The sequence below is a fragment of the Natronorubrum halophilum genome, from assembly GCF_003670115.1.
Lineage (GTDB): Archaea > Halobacteriota > Halobacteria > Halobacteriales > Natrialbaceae > Natronorubrum > Natronorubrum halophilum.
Genome location: NZ_QQTY01000002.1, coordinates 1,033,655 through 1,050,079 on the forward strand (window position 1 = coordinate 1,033,655; position 16,425 = coordinate 1,050,079).

Annotated in this window: 13 protein-coding genes; 3 read left to right on the forward strand and 10 right to left on the reverse strand. The window is 62.8% G+C overall.

Features of this window, described 5'->3' with window-relative positions; genetic code table 11:
- The first annotated feature begins 196 nt into the window (after positions 1–196).
- The gene (locus tag DWB23_RS11235) at positions 197–1,480 is read left to right on the forward strand and encodes an ABC transporter substrate-binding protein (RefSeq protein ID WP_121742880.1); all 1,284 of its coding nucleotides are present in this window, start codon (positions 197–199) and stop codon (positions 1,478–1,480) included.
- 206 nt (positions 1,481–1,686) lie between these two features.
- On the opposite strand, the gene DWB23_RS11240 is transcribed toward DWB23_RS11235, so the two are convergent.
- The 4 genes from DWB23_RS11240 to DWB23_RS11255 are packed head-to-tail and all read right to left on the reverse strand — an operon-like array spanning position 1,687 to position 5,636.
- Positions 1,687–2,391, reverse strand: coding sequence for an ABC transporter ATP-binding protein (locus DWB23_RS11240; protein WP_121742881.1), 705 nt, complete (start codon positions 2,389–2,391; stop codon positions 1,687–1,689).
- Positions 2,391–3,230 (reverse strand): ABC transporter ATP-binding protein, encoded by an 840-nt coding sequence (locus DWB23_RS11245; protein ID WP_121743090.1) that lies wholly within the window; start codon positions 3,228–3,230, stop codon positions 2,391–2,393. Before DWB23_RS11245 ends, DWB23_RS11240 begins: the two co-directional genes overlap by 1 nt.
- Positions 3,223–4,533 carry a branched-chain amino acid ABC transporter permease gene (locus tag DWB23_RS11250; RefSeq protein ID WP_121742882.1) on the reverse strand — a complete coding sequence of 437 codons (1,311 nt, stop codon included), beginning with the start codon at positions 4,531–4,533 and terminating at the stop codon, positions 3,223–3,225. Before DWB23_RS11250 ends, DWB23_RS11245 begins: the two co-directional genes overlap by 8 nt.
- Entirely contained in the window at positions 4,530–5,636 is a 1,107-nt protein-coding gene (locus DWB23_RS11255; RefSeq protein ID WP_121742883.1) for a branched-chain amino acid ABC transporter permease, read from the reverse strand. Before DWB23_RS11255 ends, DWB23_RS11250 begins: the two co-directional genes overlap by 4 nt.
- 424 nt (positions 5,637–6,060) lie before the next feature.
- Here DWB23_RS11255 and DWB23_RS11260 point away from each other — a divergent pair, with 424 nt between their 5' ends.
- Complete coding sequence (locus tag DWB23_RS11260; RefSeq protein WP_121742884.1) at positions 6,061–7,431, forward strand: sodium-dependent transporter; 1,371 nt, start codon at positions 6,061–6,063, stop codon at positions 7,429–7,431.
- 33 nt (positions 7,432–7,464) lie between these two features.
- Here DWB23_RS11260 and DWB23_RS11265 read toward each other — a convergent pair whose 3' ends face one another.
- Positions 7,465–8,187: an SDR family oxidoreductase gene (locus DWB23_RS11265; protein ID WP_121742885.1), complete on the reverse strand. Its 723-nt coding sequence runs from the start codon at positions 8,185–8,187 to the stop codon at positions 7,465–7,467.
- Between the two features lie 88 nt (positions 8,188–8,275).
- A complete protein-coding gene (locus DWB23_RS11270) occupies positions 8,276–8,725 on the reverse strand; it encodes a response regulator (protein WP_121742886.1) in 450 nt (149 codons plus the stop codon).
- A 270-nt stretch (positions 8,726–8,995) separates the two neighbouring features.
- On the opposite strand from DWB23_RS11270, the gene DWB23_RS11275 reads away from it, so the two are divergent.
- Entirely contained in the window at positions 8,996–9,655 is a 660-nt protein-coding gene (locus tag DWB23_RS11275) for a glycerophosphodiester phosphodiesterase (RefSeq protein ID WP_121743091.1), read from the forward strand.
- A gap of 37 nt (positions 9,656–9,692) precedes the next feature.
- On the opposite strand, the gene DWB23_RS11280 is transcribed toward DWB23_RS11275, so the two are convergent.
- From DWB23_RS11280 to DWB23_RS11295, 4 genes are all read right to left on the reverse strand, one after another.
- Complete coding sequence (locus DWB23_RS11280) at positions 9,693–10,715, reverse strand: HEAT repeat domain-containing protein (RefSeq protein ID WP_121742887.1); 1,023 nt, start codon at positions 10,713–10,715, stop codon at positions 9,693–9,695.
- Positions 10,716–10,791: 76 nt separating this feature from the next.
- On the reverse strand, positions 10,792–12,828 hold the full coding sequence (locus tag DWB23_RS11285) for a SpoVR family protein (protein WP_121742888.1): 2,037 nt from the start codon (positions 12,826–12,828) through the stop codon (positions 10,792–10,794).
- A complete protein-coding gene (locus DWB23_RS11290; RefSeq protein ID WP_121742889.1) occupies positions 12,821–14,146 on the reverse strand; it encodes a YeaH/YhbH family protein in 1,326 nt (441 codons plus the stop codon). Before DWB23_RS11290 ends, DWB23_RS11285 begins: the two co-directional genes overlap by 8 nt.
- Positions 14,137–16,425 (reverse strand): PrkA family serine protein kinase, encoded by a 2,289-nt coding sequence (locus DWB23_RS11295; RefSeq protein WP_121742890.1) that lies wholly within the window; start codon positions 16,423–16,425, stop codon positions 14,137–14,139. Before DWB23_RS11295 ends, DWB23_RS11290 begins: the two co-directional genes overlap by 10 nt.

The following is a 16,425-nucleotide window of genomic DNA, read 5'->3' on the forward strand; positions in this document are numbered from 1 at the left end:
GTTCATTGCCCGAGGAAACGGTCACGTCCCTCAAAAACGTTCGGTAACTCGTAGTATTCTCCCGACCCTGGGTATGCGTAACTATGCCACTATCACGCTGACTACGCAATTATGTGACCGGTTTTCGATGGTAATTTTCGTCCATAACCCACTGTTCGAGCAAACATATATATAGGAGTTCTAGCCACTGTCATTCATGGTACGGCAACTCAACCGGCGGCGGGTGCTTGCTGGTATCGGTACGACTGGTGCAATCGGTGTGGCGGGCTGTCTCGATAGTCTCGATCCGGGTGACGACGAAGAGTCGACCGACGAAGACATCGAACCGGCCGGCGTCGACGACGGCTACGAAGTCAAACTCGGGATCCTCGGTGCCGTGACGGGCGACCTCGGTTCGCTCGGTCCACCGATTCGAGACGCTGCTCAACTCCCCGTAACACAACTCGAGAGCGAAGGTGCACCGATCGAGTTAGACGTCCAGGCCGAGGACACGCAGACGGATCCGACGGCGGGGATCAGTGCCGCCGGAAGTCTCGTCAACGCCGGCTATCCGATGGTCAACGGTGCGCTCGCGTCGAACGTTACGAACCAGGTGATGACCAACGAGTTCATTCAGAACGAGGTCGTCGCCTGTTCACCCGCGAGTACCGACGTCGGTCTCACCGATCTCGACGATAACGGCTACTTCTTCCGGACGGCACCGAGCGACCTGCTTCAGGGGGAAGTGCTCGCAGAGGTGGCGACCAGCGACCTCGGTGCCGAATCGACGTCGACGCTGTTCCTCAACGACGACTACGGGCAGGGGCTTGCAGAAGTCTACGTGGACGCGTTCGAGGATGCGGACGGAACCGTAGAAGCGGAGGTCTCGTTCGAACCCGCTCAGGCGTCGTACTCCTCGGTACTCGAGGAGGCGCTCTCCAACGACCCCGACACGCTGATGATCGTCGGCTTCCCCGAGAGCGGGATTCAGCTGTTCAACGATTACTACTCCGGCTGGGACGACAGCGACGTCGACATCCTCGTCACCGACGGACTGGCCGAGGGAAGCCTCCCCGGCGAAGTCGGCAACGACATGGAAAACGTCACCGCGACCGCGCCGAGCGCGGCCGGGCCGGCGGTGGACGCGTTTACCGACCTCTACGAATCCGAGTACGACGCGAGTCCGAGCGTGTTCAACTCGCACGCGTACGACGCGAGCGCAGTCCTGATCCTCGCGAACGTCTCCGCGGGCGAAAACACCGGCTCGGCGATCCGCGACCACATGCGGTCGGTGACCAGCGGCGACGGCGATACGTTCGGCCCCGCCGAACTGACCGAGGCCGTCGAGACGCTCGCCGACGGGGACCCGGTCGTCTACGAAGGCGCATCGAGTTCGGTCGTGTTCGACGACAACGGCGACGTGGAATCCGCAGCCTTCGATATCCTCGAGTTCAACGGCGGCGAGCTCGAGACGAGCGAGACGCGGGAGTTCGGTAACTGACCGCGGCGTCGACGCGACAACTACGCGTTTTTCGAGGCGGATAACCGTGAGCGACGGGTCATCCGAATGATCTCGCGCGTAACGGCCGGTTCCAACCACCGACTACCGACCGGTGTCGCGTCCGCGAGTCGATTCGATACGCCCCGCGCTCGATCGTCGAGAAAATCGAACGAAAGAACAGCCGCGAGCCGACGCAGCGAGCGACGCTACCCGCCGAGGAAGTCCCGACGGACCTGTTCGTCCGCAAGCAACACGTCGCCACTGTCGACGTACCGGTTTTGTCCCTGGACGAGGACGTAGCCCCGATCACAGCGACGCAACGCCTCCTTCGCGTTCTGTTCGACCATCAAGACCGCCGTCCCGCCGCCGTTGATCTCGTCGATCCGATCGAACATGTCGTCGACCAGGTCCGGAGCGAGCCCCGCGCTCGGTTCGTCGAGCAACAACAGATCGGGCTCGAGCATCAGCGCCCGTCCCATCGCGAGCATCTGCTGTTGGCCACCCGAGAGCGTGCCGGCCTTCTGTTGCTGGCGCTCCTCGAGGATCGGGAACCGATCGAAGACGGACTGGAGTCGCCGGTCGGGGACCTCGTCGAGGATGTACGCGCCCATCTCGAGGTTCTCCCGAACCGAGAGCGTCGAGAAGACGTTGTCATTCTGTGGCACGTAGCCCAGCCCGTGGTGGATGATCTCCTCGGGGCGCATGCCGGCGATCTCCCTCTCGGCGAACGCGACGTGGCCGCCCATGTACGTCGTCAGCCCGAACACCGACTTCATCACGGTCGACTTCCCGGCCCCGTTCGGGCCGACGATCGTCACGTACTCGCCGTCCGCAACCTCGAGATCGACGTTCTCGAGGATCTGGAGGTCTCCGTAGCCGGCATCGAGTGAACTCACCTCGAGGAGCGCCATCAGATCTCACCTCCGAGGTACGCTTCGATGACGCGTTCGTCCGACGTGACCTCCTCGGGCGTCCCCTGGGCCAGATTTTGGCCCTGATGCATGACGATGACGTGTTCGCAGTGTTCCATAATGATGTCCATGTCGTGTTCGACCAGCAGGAAGGTGTAGCCCTCCTCCCGGAGGTCGTGAATGCGCTCCATGAGTTTGACCTCGAGGGAGGGGTTGACGCCGGCCAGCGGCTCGTCGAGCAACACCATGTCGGGATCTGTCATCAACGCCCGCGCCATCTCGAGTAACTTCCGCTGGCCGCCCGAGAGATTGCCTGCGTACTCGTGAGCGAGGTGGTCGATCTCGAAGAGATCGAGGGTCTCCCAGACGCGTTCGCGGAGTTCGTGTTCCTCCTCGATGATTTCGCGCCGAGCGATCGGTGCGACCGACCGCCAGAGCGTCTCCCCGCGTTGATCGAGCGGGGCGAGCATCAGGTTCTCGAGGACGGTCATCTCCTTGAGTTCGCGGGCGATCTGGAACGTTCGAACGAGGCCCCGGTGGGCGATCTGGTGCGGTTTGCGTCCGGTGATGTCCTCGCCGTTGAACTCGACGGAGCCGCCGTTTGGCCGGTGAACGCCGGCGATGCAGTTGAACGTCGTCGACTTCCCGGCACCGTTGGGACCGATCAGGCCGGTCAGCGATCCCGGCTCGACGGTGAACGAAACGCCGTCGACGGCGGTGATCCCGCCGAAGCGTTTCTCGAGATTCTCGACCCGGAGCGGCGGTGACGACTCGGACTCGGTATCCGTTCGTGCAGCCGTATTCGTAGCGGGGTTCGCTTTCGCCGATCCGTTACTCATCGCGATCACCTCCGTCCGTCCGCGCCGGTCTGGCGAGATCGACGCTGGAAGCGGTTTCGACCCGGTGACCGAGGAGTCCGTCGGGGCGTCGCTGAATCACCAGAATGAGGACGACGCCCAGCAACACGAACCGAAGCGCATCGATGTTGCCGTCGACGTAGGCGAGCAGCGGGAGCGGATCGAGCGCGACCAGCGAGCCGAGTGCACCGGCGATCGTTCCCGGAGCGCTCGGCATCGAGTAGCCGACGTATCCCAGCCCCTGATCGATGATCCGTGGCACGTACGTCGGCCCCTCGTAGAGCAACATCGCGAAGACGATGCCTCCCATCACGCTGCCCGTGTTCGAACCCGATCCGCCGATGATCAACGCGACGAAGACGTAGAACGTGACCAGCGGCATGTAATCGTCGGGACTCGTGTACCCGCGAGAGCCGTACCAGAGCATGCCCGCGAGGCCCATCAGCGCACAGCCGAGCATGAACACCTTGATCTTGAACAGCCGCGTGTTCTTTCCGAGCGAGTCGGCGACCAGTTCGTCCTCCCGAATCGCCTTGAGAACCCGCCCGAAGGGCGAGTTGCCGACGCGGTAGAGCAACCAGTAAAACAGGGCGACGAACGCGACCAGCAAGAGCGTGTACGTCCAGTCGATAAACACCGTTCGCGGGATGTCGAACGTGTTCGCGACGTGGAACACGACGATCCCAATCGGCGTCAACTCGCCCTCCCCCGAAAAGCCGTAGTACGGGATTTCCGCGAAATTCGAGAGGTTCTTCGGGACCCCGATACCGCTTCCGCCACCGGTCGCTACGCCGACGTTCTCCTCGAGCGCATTGCTCAGCCAACTCGACTGGACGGTGAGTCGGATGATCTCCGAGAGACCGAGCGTCACAATCGCGAGATAATCCGCCTTGAGCCTGAGTGCGGGCAGTGCGGCGAGCAAGCCGACGAGCGCTGCTGCCGCCATACCACCGATAACGCCCACCCACAGCGGGAGGCCGAAACCGGGCACGCTCGCGTCGGGCGCGGCCGTCAGGATCGCCATCGTGTACACGCCGACGGCCATGAAGCCGGCGACGCCGATGTTGAACAGCCCGGTGTACCCCCAGTGGAGGTTCAACGCCAGGACGAGCATCGCGTAGGCGGCGGCGAGCAAGGTAAGCGACTGCAGCATGTTCAGTACGCCGCCGAGGTCGTAGCCGAGGAACACTCCGATAGCGATAAACAGGACGTAGATGGCGGCGGTCAGGCCGCCGATAAGCGCGATATCCCGTCGCCACCCGTGCGCGAACTCGAGATCGATCATGCCGTTTTCACCCCGCCGAAGAGCCCGGACGGTTTGACCACTAACACGAGAATCATCAGCACGAAGGCTGCTGCGGTGGTGAAATCGGAGGGAATCCAGATCCGCGACATCTCGCTCGTGAGTCCGATGACCAGCCCACCGCTGATCGCGCCGTAGATCGAGCCGATACCGCCGAGAATGACCGCGGCGAAGACGAACAGCAGGAGGCCCCAGCCGAGGTTGAAGTCGATCACGCCGCGCTCGAGCACGACGAGGAATCCCGCAGCCCCGGTGAGTCCAGCCCCGATGATCCACGTCCAGGTCACGACGCGTTCGGTCGGAATGCCGGTGACGAGTGCGAGGTCCTGGTTATCGGCCATCGCCCGCATCGCTTTTCCGAGTTTGGAGTATTGAAGGACCGCGTGAACGCCGATCATCAGGCCGACGGCGACCACCATCAGCGTAAATTCGTGTGGATTGATCGATCCGTAATCCGAGAGAAACGGCAAGACGTCCCACCGCTGGACGCTTTCGGTCACGCCGCGGTTCCGGCCACCGTAGACGAACTGAATGAGGTATCGAAGCACCAGCGCGACACCGATACTCGCGATCAGCAACGCGATGCCGTTTTCGCTCCGCATCGGTTTGTAGACGAATCGGTCGATGACGAGTGCAACGAGGATCGTAAACGCGACGGCGACGAGCAACCCGACGAAGATCGAAAACGGCGTTCCAAGCACGCTTACGCCGAGTTCCGCCGGTTGAGAACCTCCACCGGCCCTGACCAGAATCCGACTCCCGAAGTCGGCGACCCCCAGCCCTGCGATGACGTACGTTGCCGACCACCCGCCGAACGCACCGGCCGTCATCAGATCACCGTGTGAGAAGTTCGCGAAGTTCAGGATACTGTAGGTCATCGAGAGCCCCACCCCGGCGAGCCCGTAAATGAGTCCCACCAGAATCCCGCTCCAGAAGTACGAGGAAACCGTCGAAAGCGCGAGGTCACCGCGCAACAGGCTGTACCCCAGGTTTCCAAGTAGTACGATTGCCACGAACCCGAGTAATACTAAAATCCGATTACCCGAGAACATCTGTCCCCACCTTTGAACACTATTCTCGCTCATACAGATAAGCGCTGATTGCGGTTCAGTGTATAAAAATCGTGTGTATAGTCGACACTGTGAACGGGTAGTGTGACAGAATCGAAATAGGTCGGCGTACTGTACGGACTCATCGACGAGATCGAGTGCAGGAATGAATATCGTCCAACACCGCCTCTGCAGGCGATTATGGCCCGCCGATCGGCTCATCTTTCAGACGTGCATCGTGACAGTTCCAGTAAGGAAACGGTGAAATAAAAATACGAACGTATTGTCGTTATCGGATACATTTATCATATATTATGTTTTCGGGCGTGTGAAAACACCAGCCATCGATCGGGTATCGGAGTTGAACGGGCCGGTCGAGCAACGGTGAGATGTGACAGAGTTCGCAGAGTACTGGTAATATCTAGTAAGATATTTAGAAGGGGATTGGTTTGTCTGCGCTATGGTACAACGCGAAACCTGGGCGACGAGAACCGGATTTATCCTCGCCGCAGTCGGTAGCGCGGTCGGATTAGGGAACATCTGGCGGTTTCCGTTCGTAACGGGAGAAGGTGGTGGCGCAGCGTTTCTGCTCGTCTATTTGCTGTTCGTGGCGCTGGTCGGGTTCCCGGCGATTTTGGTCGAGTTCGTCGTCGGTCGCAAGACGGAACGGAACCCGGTCGGCGCGCTGATCGAGTTAGGCGGTGACGCCTGGAAGTACATCGGTGGCGTCTTCATCGTCACCGGGTTCGTCATCCTCTCGTACTACAGCGTCGTCGCCGGTTGGTTCATCCGATACTTCCTCGAGGGATTCCGGGGAAGCTACTCGAGCCACCTCGCCGACTACGGCGGGGAGGCGGGCGCGATGTTCGGCGACCTGTCGACCGGACTGGACGCGTTTTTCTTCCATACGATCTTCATGGCGCTGACGATCGGGATCGTCGCGCTCGGAATCCGGCGGGGGATCGAACTGGCGGTGAAGGTGATGGTGCCGGCGATCATCGTCTTGCTCGTCGGAATGGCCATCTGGGCGTTCACGCTCCCCGAGGCCAGCGCGGGATACGAGTACTACCTGTCCCCCGATTTCGGCATCATGGCCGACAACTGGGCGGAACTGCTTCCCGCAGCCGCTGGACAGGCCTTCTTTACACTCTCGCTCGGGATGGGTGTAATGATCACGTACGCTTCCTATCTCGGTGAGGATCGCAATCTGGCCAAAGACGGCCTCACCATCATCGGCTTCGACACCGGGATCGCGTTCCTGACCGGTCTGGTCGTCTTCCCCATCTTCTTCTCAGCGGGCGTCGAGCCGGGCGAGGGCGGTGCCGGTGCGGTCTTCATCTCGATGACCCAGGCCTTTACGACCGTCACCGGCGGTCGTGTGCTCGGCCTCCTCTTTTTCGGGACCGTCGCCATCGCGGCGCTCTCGAGTGCGATTTCGCTACTCGAGGTCGTGACGGCCTACGTCATCGACGAGAAGGGTATCGAGCGGTGGAAGGCGGCGCTCGGCATGGGCGGCGTCATCTACTTACTCGGCGTGCCGGTCACCTACGACCTGATCTTCCTCGACCTGCTGGACGGCTTCGCCGACGGAATCCTCCTCGTGTTCGGCGCGCTCATGTTGGTGATCCTCGTCGGCTGGATCGTACCACAGGCCGCCGTCAGGGAACTCGAGAAAGGCATCGGTGACCTCGGCAGCCGCGGCACGGTGTGGGTCTGGATGATTCGACTGCCGATCCTCCTCGTCCTCGTCGTCACACTGTACCTCGGCATCGTCGACTACGTCGACTTCCTCACCGGTTCGTTCACCGACTGGATCGGAGAGAACGCGTAATCGAACGCACGCGGTCGAGTTACGTTTTTGCCGTCAGGCCTCACCGTACACCGGCACCGCAGCACCGCTCGTCACCGCCGCGCCGTCGCTGCAGAGGAAGGTCATCACGTCCGCGATTTCGGCGGGGTCGACCCACGAACCGTGATCCGCGTCGGGCATCATCTCGCGATTCATCGGCGTATCGATCACGCTCGGCATCACGCAGTTCGCGCGGACGGCTCCCCGATTCTCCTCGGCGAGCGTCTCGGTCAACAGCCGAACGCCGGCCTTCGTGATTCGGTAGGGGCCGTCGCCCTCGCCGCCCTCGAGCGACGAGCGCGCGCTCACGCTGACGATCGAGCCGCCGGACTCCCGAAGGTGGGGGAGCGCGTGTTTCGACGCCAAAAACGCCGTCTTCAGATTGATATCGACGAGCATCTCGAACTCCGCGAGGTCGGTCTCCTCGATGGGATCACCGCCGCGCCACGTGCCGGCGATATTACACAGGTGATCGATCCGTCCGTGATCGTCGACGATCGCCGAAACGAGACGCACGACATCGTCCTCATCGGTCAGATCGGCCTCGTAGAAGTGCGTGTCCGCGTCGGGCTCGAGCGAACTGTCCTCGTCGTCGGGGGCGACGACGTCGACGGCACAGACGGTCGCGCCGGCCGCCCGGAACCGGTCGACAGTCGCGCTTCCGAGCGCGCCGCTCGCGCCCGTGACTACGGCGACGGTTCCATCGAAATCGACGGTGAAATCGGTCGTCGGTGGCATACCGGTCACTCCGACGGCCTTCCAGATTAATTGCGGGGTGGCAGTGTACTACCGAACTGCACCGGTCGAACGAGGACGTCGATACCGTTTACGAGGGCATCGGCGGCAGTGCAGCGCGCTGGAACCAGAAATCCGCGACGGTTTCGACCATCGCGGCGTACTCGTCGGGGTCGGTCGGTTTGGTAAGATAGGCGTTCGCCGCGAGTTCGTAGCTCTCGAGGACGTCCTCGATGGCGTTCGAACTGGTCAACACGAGAATGGGAACTCGCGAGAGGTCCGGGTCGTCCTGAACCGTCTCGAGGAATTCGAGGCCGCCCATTCGCGGGAGATTCAGATCGAGGAGGACGAGGTCCGGAACGGGCTCGGAGTCGCTGTCGTAGCGACTCGAGAGGAAGTCGAACGCCTCGTCGCCGTCGATAGCGACGTGGATGGTCGTCTCGGTCGAAAGCTGCTTGAAGGCTTCCTGCGTGAGCCTGACGTCACCAGGATTGTCTTCGACGAGCAGTATTTCGATCGGGTCCTCGATCCGGTTGCTCATGAAAGGGTCACCACGCAAAGCCGCGAGATCGTCCTTGTGTCGAGTACATGAGAGAGAGTAATCACTCCCCTCTATATGCGGTACCGATTTAACGGTACTTACTAAAGGCTTTGGAACTCGCTCTCTGTTGTATCCAAAAACCCGAAGAGGGCGACGGGGTCGTACGCTCCCGATCGAATTCGATATCGCTTCCAGAACCGCAGCCGATCACCGGACTCGCGGCTGATCGCAGCGGGGCACTAAAGCCCCCCGCCGTCCATGTTCCACCGAATGCGCCTGATCGCCCACCGCGGATTTGCCGCGACGGCTCCCGAAAACACGATCGCAGCGATCCAGTCCGCAGCCGAGTACGCAGACGTAGTCGAGTTCGACGTTCGGCGCTGTGGCTCGGGCGAACTCGTCGTTATCCACGACGAGACGATCGACCGCGTCACCGGCGGTATCGGGACGGTCGCCGATAGCACGCTCGAGGAACTCAAGACGCACACGATCCTGGAATCCGGAGAACGAGTACCCACGCTCGAGGAGATGCTCGAGGCCCTGCCGTCGACGGTCGAAGTCAACCTCGAGATGAAAGACCTCGGCATCGCTTCGGACGTCCTCGATGCGATCGAGGGCGTCGAGAACCGTATCGTGACGACCTCCTTTCTGCTGCCCGAACTGCGGACAATCCGTGAGATCGACCCCAGCCAGCCGACGGGGCTACTGGTCAGCCGTCACCTCGAGACGCCGATCACGACCGCCGTCGAACTCGACTGCGACGTCATCGGCGCGAACTACTGGCGCTGTCTGACGACGAGACTCGTTTCGCGCGCGAAGTCGGTCGATCTCGAGATTCACGTCTGGTCGCTCGAGCGACGGCTCACGGCGAAATTGCTCGAGTGCCGGGGGGTCGACTGCATCTCGGCGGATCGACCCATTCGGCTCTGATCTCGCGGAACCGGCCGTTTCGGACTCCCGACGCTCGTCACGACGAGAGCTGTCCCAGTGCCCAGCCGGCGCGATCGCGGACCCTCGGCTCCGGGTCTGCTCGCGCCAGCGTCGTCAGTCGGTCCGCGGCCGCCTCGACGCGTCCGTGTCCGAGCGCGACGCAGGCGTTCGCTCGAACGCGCTCGTGGTCGTCCTCGAGGAGTTCGAGCAGCGGCTCACGTGCGGGGTCGACAGCCGCCGTCGCCTCCGTCGCGACTCGAGCGATGGCGACCGCAGCGTTCGCACGCGTCTCCGGGTCGTCGTGCTCGAGTGCGGCGGTAAGGTCGGCCGAAGCCGGTTCGACTGCGAGCGGACTGTGGCGGGCCACGTCGGCGAGACAGCCGATGGCGTTGTTCCGCAGCGACGCCTCGTCGTGGTCGACGAGCGCCATCGCGTCCTCGACGAACTCGAGCGTCGGTAGCGATGCCTCCGAGCGCGCGACCCGGCCCAGCGCCGAGAGGGTCGGAACGCCGTTTGACTCCGGATCCGCTGCTAACGCGTCGGTAAGCACCGGTACGGCCGGTTCGATCGCGGCGGGCCGTTCCATCGACAACGCGCGGAACAGGCACAGCCCATGGTGGTCGTACCCCGAACGGCGATCGATCACGTCGGCGATCGTCGCGGCGTGATCGGCGACGGCAGCCGATCGTTCCGCCGTGACGGTCGACAGGCAGCGAAGGAGTTCGTGCGTCGCCGGCCGTGACGCGTGCTCGTCGATAACCGAGACGAGCACGGCGACCGACGGCGCGACATCCGCGGGCGACTCGTCCGCGAGTTCGGCCAGACAGTAGGCGACCGACTCGTGGCACTCGAGTTCGGGCGTCTCGAGCAGGGCGCGGAGTTTCGGGACGGTCGGAATACACGCTCTGGGGTGCTCCGTCAGGGCGTCGCGGATCGTCTCCACGGCCGCCCGCTGTTCGGTCGGTTCGCGTCTGTCGAGTTGTGCGAGGACTGCCGGCAGATCGAACGAGTCGCTGTCGACCCGTTGCCGTTCGATCGCTTCGCCCCCTTCCCGATCCATAACGTCTCGAGCATGTGCGATCGGCGCCAAAAGCCTTCCGAGTGTGTGATACGATCCGTCTCGAACAAAAGAACTATCAGGCGAGCCACTCGTCGGGTTTCGTGTCGTAATCGACGTCGTCGGCCGAGAGGTGGTCGACCTCCTCCCACGGAACGTCTTCGATCGTCACGTCGGTCCCGTCGTATCGGAGCAGTTTGCCCCGTTCTTCGGGTTCGGGTTCGCGGTTGCGACGCCTGGCCACTTCGATGTCGTGTTCGTCGACGTCCTTGACGATGGTCAGCAGGTTCACCGGCCGACCCCATAGTTCGAAGATCCGCTTGAGCGTCTCGCGGGCCTGCCCCAGGTCGAGCATCACGCCGTTGTACTGGTGGCCGAGCAGGAGTTCGTTGGCGTTGTTGTAGTTGCCGTCGTAGACCGCGATCGTCGGTTTCCCGAAGTTGGTAAACTGCAAGAGCAGCTTCTTCTTGACGTCCGCAGCCGCGTCGCTCGCGACGTGGAACTGCCCCGTCGCCTGCGAGTGTTCGTAGGTGAAGTAGTTGTTCTCCGTGATGAACTCCGTCGTGAGGAACTCGTCGAGGAAGGTCACGTCGTTGTGACTCTCCCGAATGTCGAACATGCGGTCCCAGCCCGCTGCGAAGTCCACGTCCGCGAGCGCCTCCTCGACGCTCGCGTAGCGCGCGTCGTCGAAGAGATAGCGACCGATCTGCTCGAGGTCGTTCTGGCTCACCCGGGTCAGAAAGCCGCGGTGTTGACGCTTGACCAGCGAGTAGTGGCGTCGAGCCAGCCCCTCGGTCGTCAGGACCTTCCAGGGATACTTCTCGACGTCGACGTCACCCGCTCGAGCCGCCTCGAGGGCCTCGCGGTCGACCCACTCGTCGGGAACTTCCTCGAGCGCGTCGAGCGTGTCCGGCGTGATGTTTCCGATCGCCTCCGGCGGCTTGAGCGTCGCGAGCACGTCGTCGAAGTCGACGACGTCCATCAGGTTGCGCCAGGAGACGTCGTCGACGCGCAGTAGCTGCTCTATCACCTCCTGACGGTTCGTCCGGTTCTCGACGTACTCCCAGAGCTCCATGCCGAGGCTGTAGGGGTTGAGTCCGCCGGAGGCGAGCACTTTCGCCATGTGGTCGGCGTAGTTCATGAACTCGTCGTCGCCGGCGAAGACCTCGTCGGTCATCATCGTCGACTCCCAGTAGGCGGCCCAGCCCTCGTTCATCACCTTCGTCATCTTCTGGGCGGCGAAGTAGTACGCCTCCGCGCGCATCATGTCGAGGATGTCGCGTTGCCACTCTTCCATCTCCACCGCTCGACCGGCCTCGTCGTCGTACCGTTTGCCGTGTTCGCGGACGAATGCGAGAATGTCCTTCTGTGGCTCCTCGGGGAAGGTGACCGCCTCGTCGCCTTCCTCGAGTTTCTCGAGCCACTCCTCGTCGAACACCTCGCCTTTGATCTCGTCCGAGAGTCCGAGTTTGTCCAGCTTCTCGGCGAGGTCGTCGTCGAGTTCCTCGAGGTCACCGGCCGGGCCGTCGACGTCCAGTCGACGCTTGAACACCTGGTGTTGGTCGATGTTGTCCTCGAGGGAGAGACAGTGGTCGATCCACTTCTCGACCTCGGCGCGGTCGATATCGGGATCGGACATGTATTCGTCGATCGCCCGCGCGTGGCGCTCCAACATGGCCGCCGCGTTGACCTGGTCGTCGTCGGCGCGCCCGCTGGTGAACAGGCCGAACCACTCGTTTTTCGCGAAGAAGTCGGAGTGGGCCTCGACGTGGGTGATCACGGCTTTCTGGTCGGCGATCGTGTTCGACTCCTGGAGGAAGGCGTGGGCCGGATTGTCGTTGTTGACGATCTCGAAGGCCTTCCCGCCGCCGTACTGGCCCTGTTTCTGTTGCTTGTCGTACTGCATCCCCCAGCGCCAGTGGGGATAGCGGCTCTGGAAGCCGCCGTAGGCGATGAGTTCGTTCATCTCGTCGTAGTCGATGATCCAGTACTTCACCGGGTACGGCTCGAGGCCGAGCTTTTCGGCGAGGTTTCTGGCCTCCGTGACCGGTTCCTCGAGATCGCTGGCGATCGCCTGTTTGCGGAATCGATCCGCGTTGGAGTTCGTGTTACTCATGTTCTTCACCCTCCGTCGAGAGGATCTCGTAGATCGCGTCGGTCACGTCGTTTTTGTTGTTGACGTACGCCACCGCGACGTCCTCGGCGTCGGTTCCGAAGTGACGCTCGAGTTCCTCGGCGTGGGTCGCGTTGATGGCGTTGCCGCTTGGCTGGGTCTCCACGTAGGCGTGAAGGTTCGCGGGGATCTCCTCCATCTTGGGAATGACGCGCTCTCCCGTGTCGTTCGAGGAGTTCTCGGAGTCGCCCGCGGCGAAGACGTACCGGTTCCAGTCGCTCCAGGGGTACTCCTCCAGCAGCTCGGCGGCGAGTTCGTACGCGCTCGAGATCTTGGTTCCGCCGCCGCTACGGATGCCGAAGAAGTCGTCGCGTTCGACCTCCCAGGCGTCGGCGTCGTGGGCGATGTAGACGAACTCGGCGTTGTCGTACTTGCCCTGGAGGTACCAATCCAGCGGCGTGAACGTCCGCTCGACGAGTTCGCGTTTCTTCTCGCGCATCGACCCCGAGACGTCGCGGATGTTGACGACCACGACGTTCTTCTCTTTCTCCTCGATGATCTCGGGGTGGCGGTATCGTTCGTCCTCGCGGCGGAACGGCACGTGTTTGATCCCCTCGCGGCGGATCTTCTGCTGGACGCTCTCGCGCTCGACGTTTTCCTCGACCTCCTCGATCGAGGCCCACGCGCCCCGTTCCTCGTCGGGGATCTCGTTGTAGGCCTCCTCGACCCACGCCATCGACACCGGGAGGCTCTCGCCGCGGGCCCACTCGAAGACCTCTCGCGGACTGATCCCCTCGACCTTGCACAGCTCCTTTAGGAACTCCTCGTCGAAGTCCATCGCGAGCTTTCGCTTGAGCCCCTCTTTGAACATCCGCTCGAAGTCGAGCGTGCTGTTGGGACCGCTTCGAGTGAGATCCGTGAACGGACCCTCCTTCTCCTCGATGACTTTCTTCCCCTTCGGATCGAGGTCGAGTCCCAGTTCCTCGTCGAGTTCTTCGGCGAACTCCTCTGGGTCCATCTCGTAGTACTCGTGTTCGCCGCCGTCCTCGCCGGGTTCGCCGTCCTCGCCGTCGTCGTCACCCGGCTGGGGCTGGGGTTGACCGACCGGCTGGCCGACGTCGGGCGTGCCACCGTCGCCCTGTCCGACGCCGCCCTTGTCGCGCTGGTCGTACTCGAACTCGGGCAATGAGACGATCTTGACCGGGATCTGTATCGATCCGCGACCGCCGCTCAAATCGCCGTACTGAATGAAGTCGGCGAGGTCCTCGCGGCGCTGTTCGCCCACTTCGCGGAATCGTTCGAGGTCGTCTCTCAGTCCCATCTGTAACTCACCTGTCCCATGACGTGTCGACTGGTTAGCTCGGCCGACGCCGCCGAGTAATCGAAGCGGTCGACCATCGTTTCGATCGTCCGTTCTTTGACCGTCGCCGTCTCCGTTCCGCTCGGCGGGTCGTCCCACTGGCGCGGATCGAAGTCCTCGAAGGTCCGCTCGACATCGTCCCAGTCGTGGCTCTCGAGGACCGACTTGATCACGGGAATCGCGGTGAGGTCGACGTCCTCGACGGCGAAATCCTCGTCGCGGTGTTCCCACGCGTGGCGATTCAGCGACGTGATCACCTTCTCCCGACGGAAGTTCCGGACGCTCTCCCGCGGGAGGTTCCCCTCGTACTCGGCCTCCGAAAAGCGGCCGAGGTGCTCGATCTCGAAGAGCTTCATCTTCAGCGGATCCGGCTCGACGCGTTCGCCGCGGTCGTTGTACAGCGGTTCGTCGGTTTCCCACGCGTAGACCTGTTCGACGTAGTCGGCGACGGTCTCCTCGTCGACGCGTTTGTCGTGCATGATCGCCTCGATGACGTCGCTCTCCTGTCGATCGAAGATGTAGTTTTTCACGGGCACGATCCGGTTTTCGAACTCCGAGCGCTCGCCCGTCGAGAAGACCGGTGCGTCGGCGAGCCCTTCGGCCATCGTGTTCAACACGTCTCGAGGCATCACGATGTCCTCGACCGGGAGGTCGGAGTGGTGGCGATCCCGGTCGGCCTGAAGCAGTTCCGCGAGGGTATCCCGCGTGTAGGTAACCGGAATCCCGTGTTCGCCGTCGTGGGCTTCGCCGTCGAAGTCGAACTCGTCTTTCTCCCGGCGCGAGTCGCCCTCCTGGAGGTAGCCCTGGTCGAAGATCAGCGCCTTGTCGACCAGATCGAGGCCGTTGGGGAGGTTCTCCTCGTCGAGTCGGGTGGCGACCGCGTACAGCGCGGCCGCCTCGATCGCGTGTGGAGCGAACTCCTCCGTTCGCGTTTCGCCGTCCTGTCCTTTGACCGTCACCCGCACCGGTTCGCGGATCCGCGCCTCGAGTTCGTCGTAGCTGTCGGCCTCCCAGACCGATTTTTCGTTCGTCAGCTCGCGACGGATCAGTTCACACTCGAGGCTCAGGTTCGTCAGGTAGCCGAACTGGTGTTTGTCGAGGCGGCGCTTGAGCGCCTTCAGCGGGTCCATCCCGTTTCGGTCGGCGTGCTGGTTGAGCTGGGCCTCGAGGTCGGGGTTCGAGATGATCAGCATCTGGGTATCGACGTCCATCCCGATCCCCTTGTCCAGTTTGACGGACTGTTCGTCGGGGACGTTCAGCAGCTTCTGGAGGAGGTCGGCGTGCTGGGCCGCGTCCTCGACGATCGTGAGAACGCCGTTACCCTGCGAGAGCACGCCGTCGTAGGAAAACGCCTGCGGGTTCTTGCGCCCGCGGGAATCTAGCTCCTGGAGCATGCCGTGCATCCACGAGCCGACGAGCCGTTCCTTGGGCGGCCCGTCGTCCTCCGAGTGGAGGACGCCGACGCCCTGGCCGATGTCGACGACGTAGTTTTTCACCCGGAGGTGGTCGTCGTCGGTGATCGCCGAGAACAGCGCTTCTTTGCCCTCCCGCCGGTATCGCTCCTCGAGGAAGTCGTACGCCTCCCGCGAGAACGGATCGAGTTTCGCGTCGACCCGGACCGGGACGTGGTCCGCGAGGTCGTCGTTGAGGTCCGCGAGCACCCGTTTCCGAACGGCGTCCGGAAAGACGGACAGCGGGTGCGCCTGGACGGGGCTCTCGTACCAGTGTTGGTCGTCCATCGCGGCGGGGTCGTCGCCGCCGTAGCTCAGTCCTCGCTCGCCGGACTCGGCGGTCGTCACGTTCCACTCGACGGTGTAGCGTCGGCCCTCGGGCGTCTTCGAGTACTCGCGCAGCCCGTTGACCAGACAGCGCTTGAGCTCCGACTTGCCCGTCGCGGTCGGCCCCTCGAACCAGATGATCTTCTCGTCTTTCGCCCGGCCCGCGGCGATCGATCGAAGGTCGTCGACGAACCCGTTCAACACTTCGGTGTTGCCGAGGATCGCGTGTTCGCCGTCGTTGTGCGGGTCGTCGAAGAAGCGGTAGCGCTCCTTCTCCTCGCCCTCCTCGACCACGGTGCGCGTGCCGGCGGCCTCGATCGCCTCGAGCAGGTACTTCGAGGCGTGGGACGCGATCGTCGGGTTTTCGAAGACCCGATCGACGTACGCCGCGAGGCTCATCGGCTCCTCGTAGGTCTCCTCTAGCGTGCGGTCAGCCTCAGTGACGTAGTCGTTGTCGGTCAT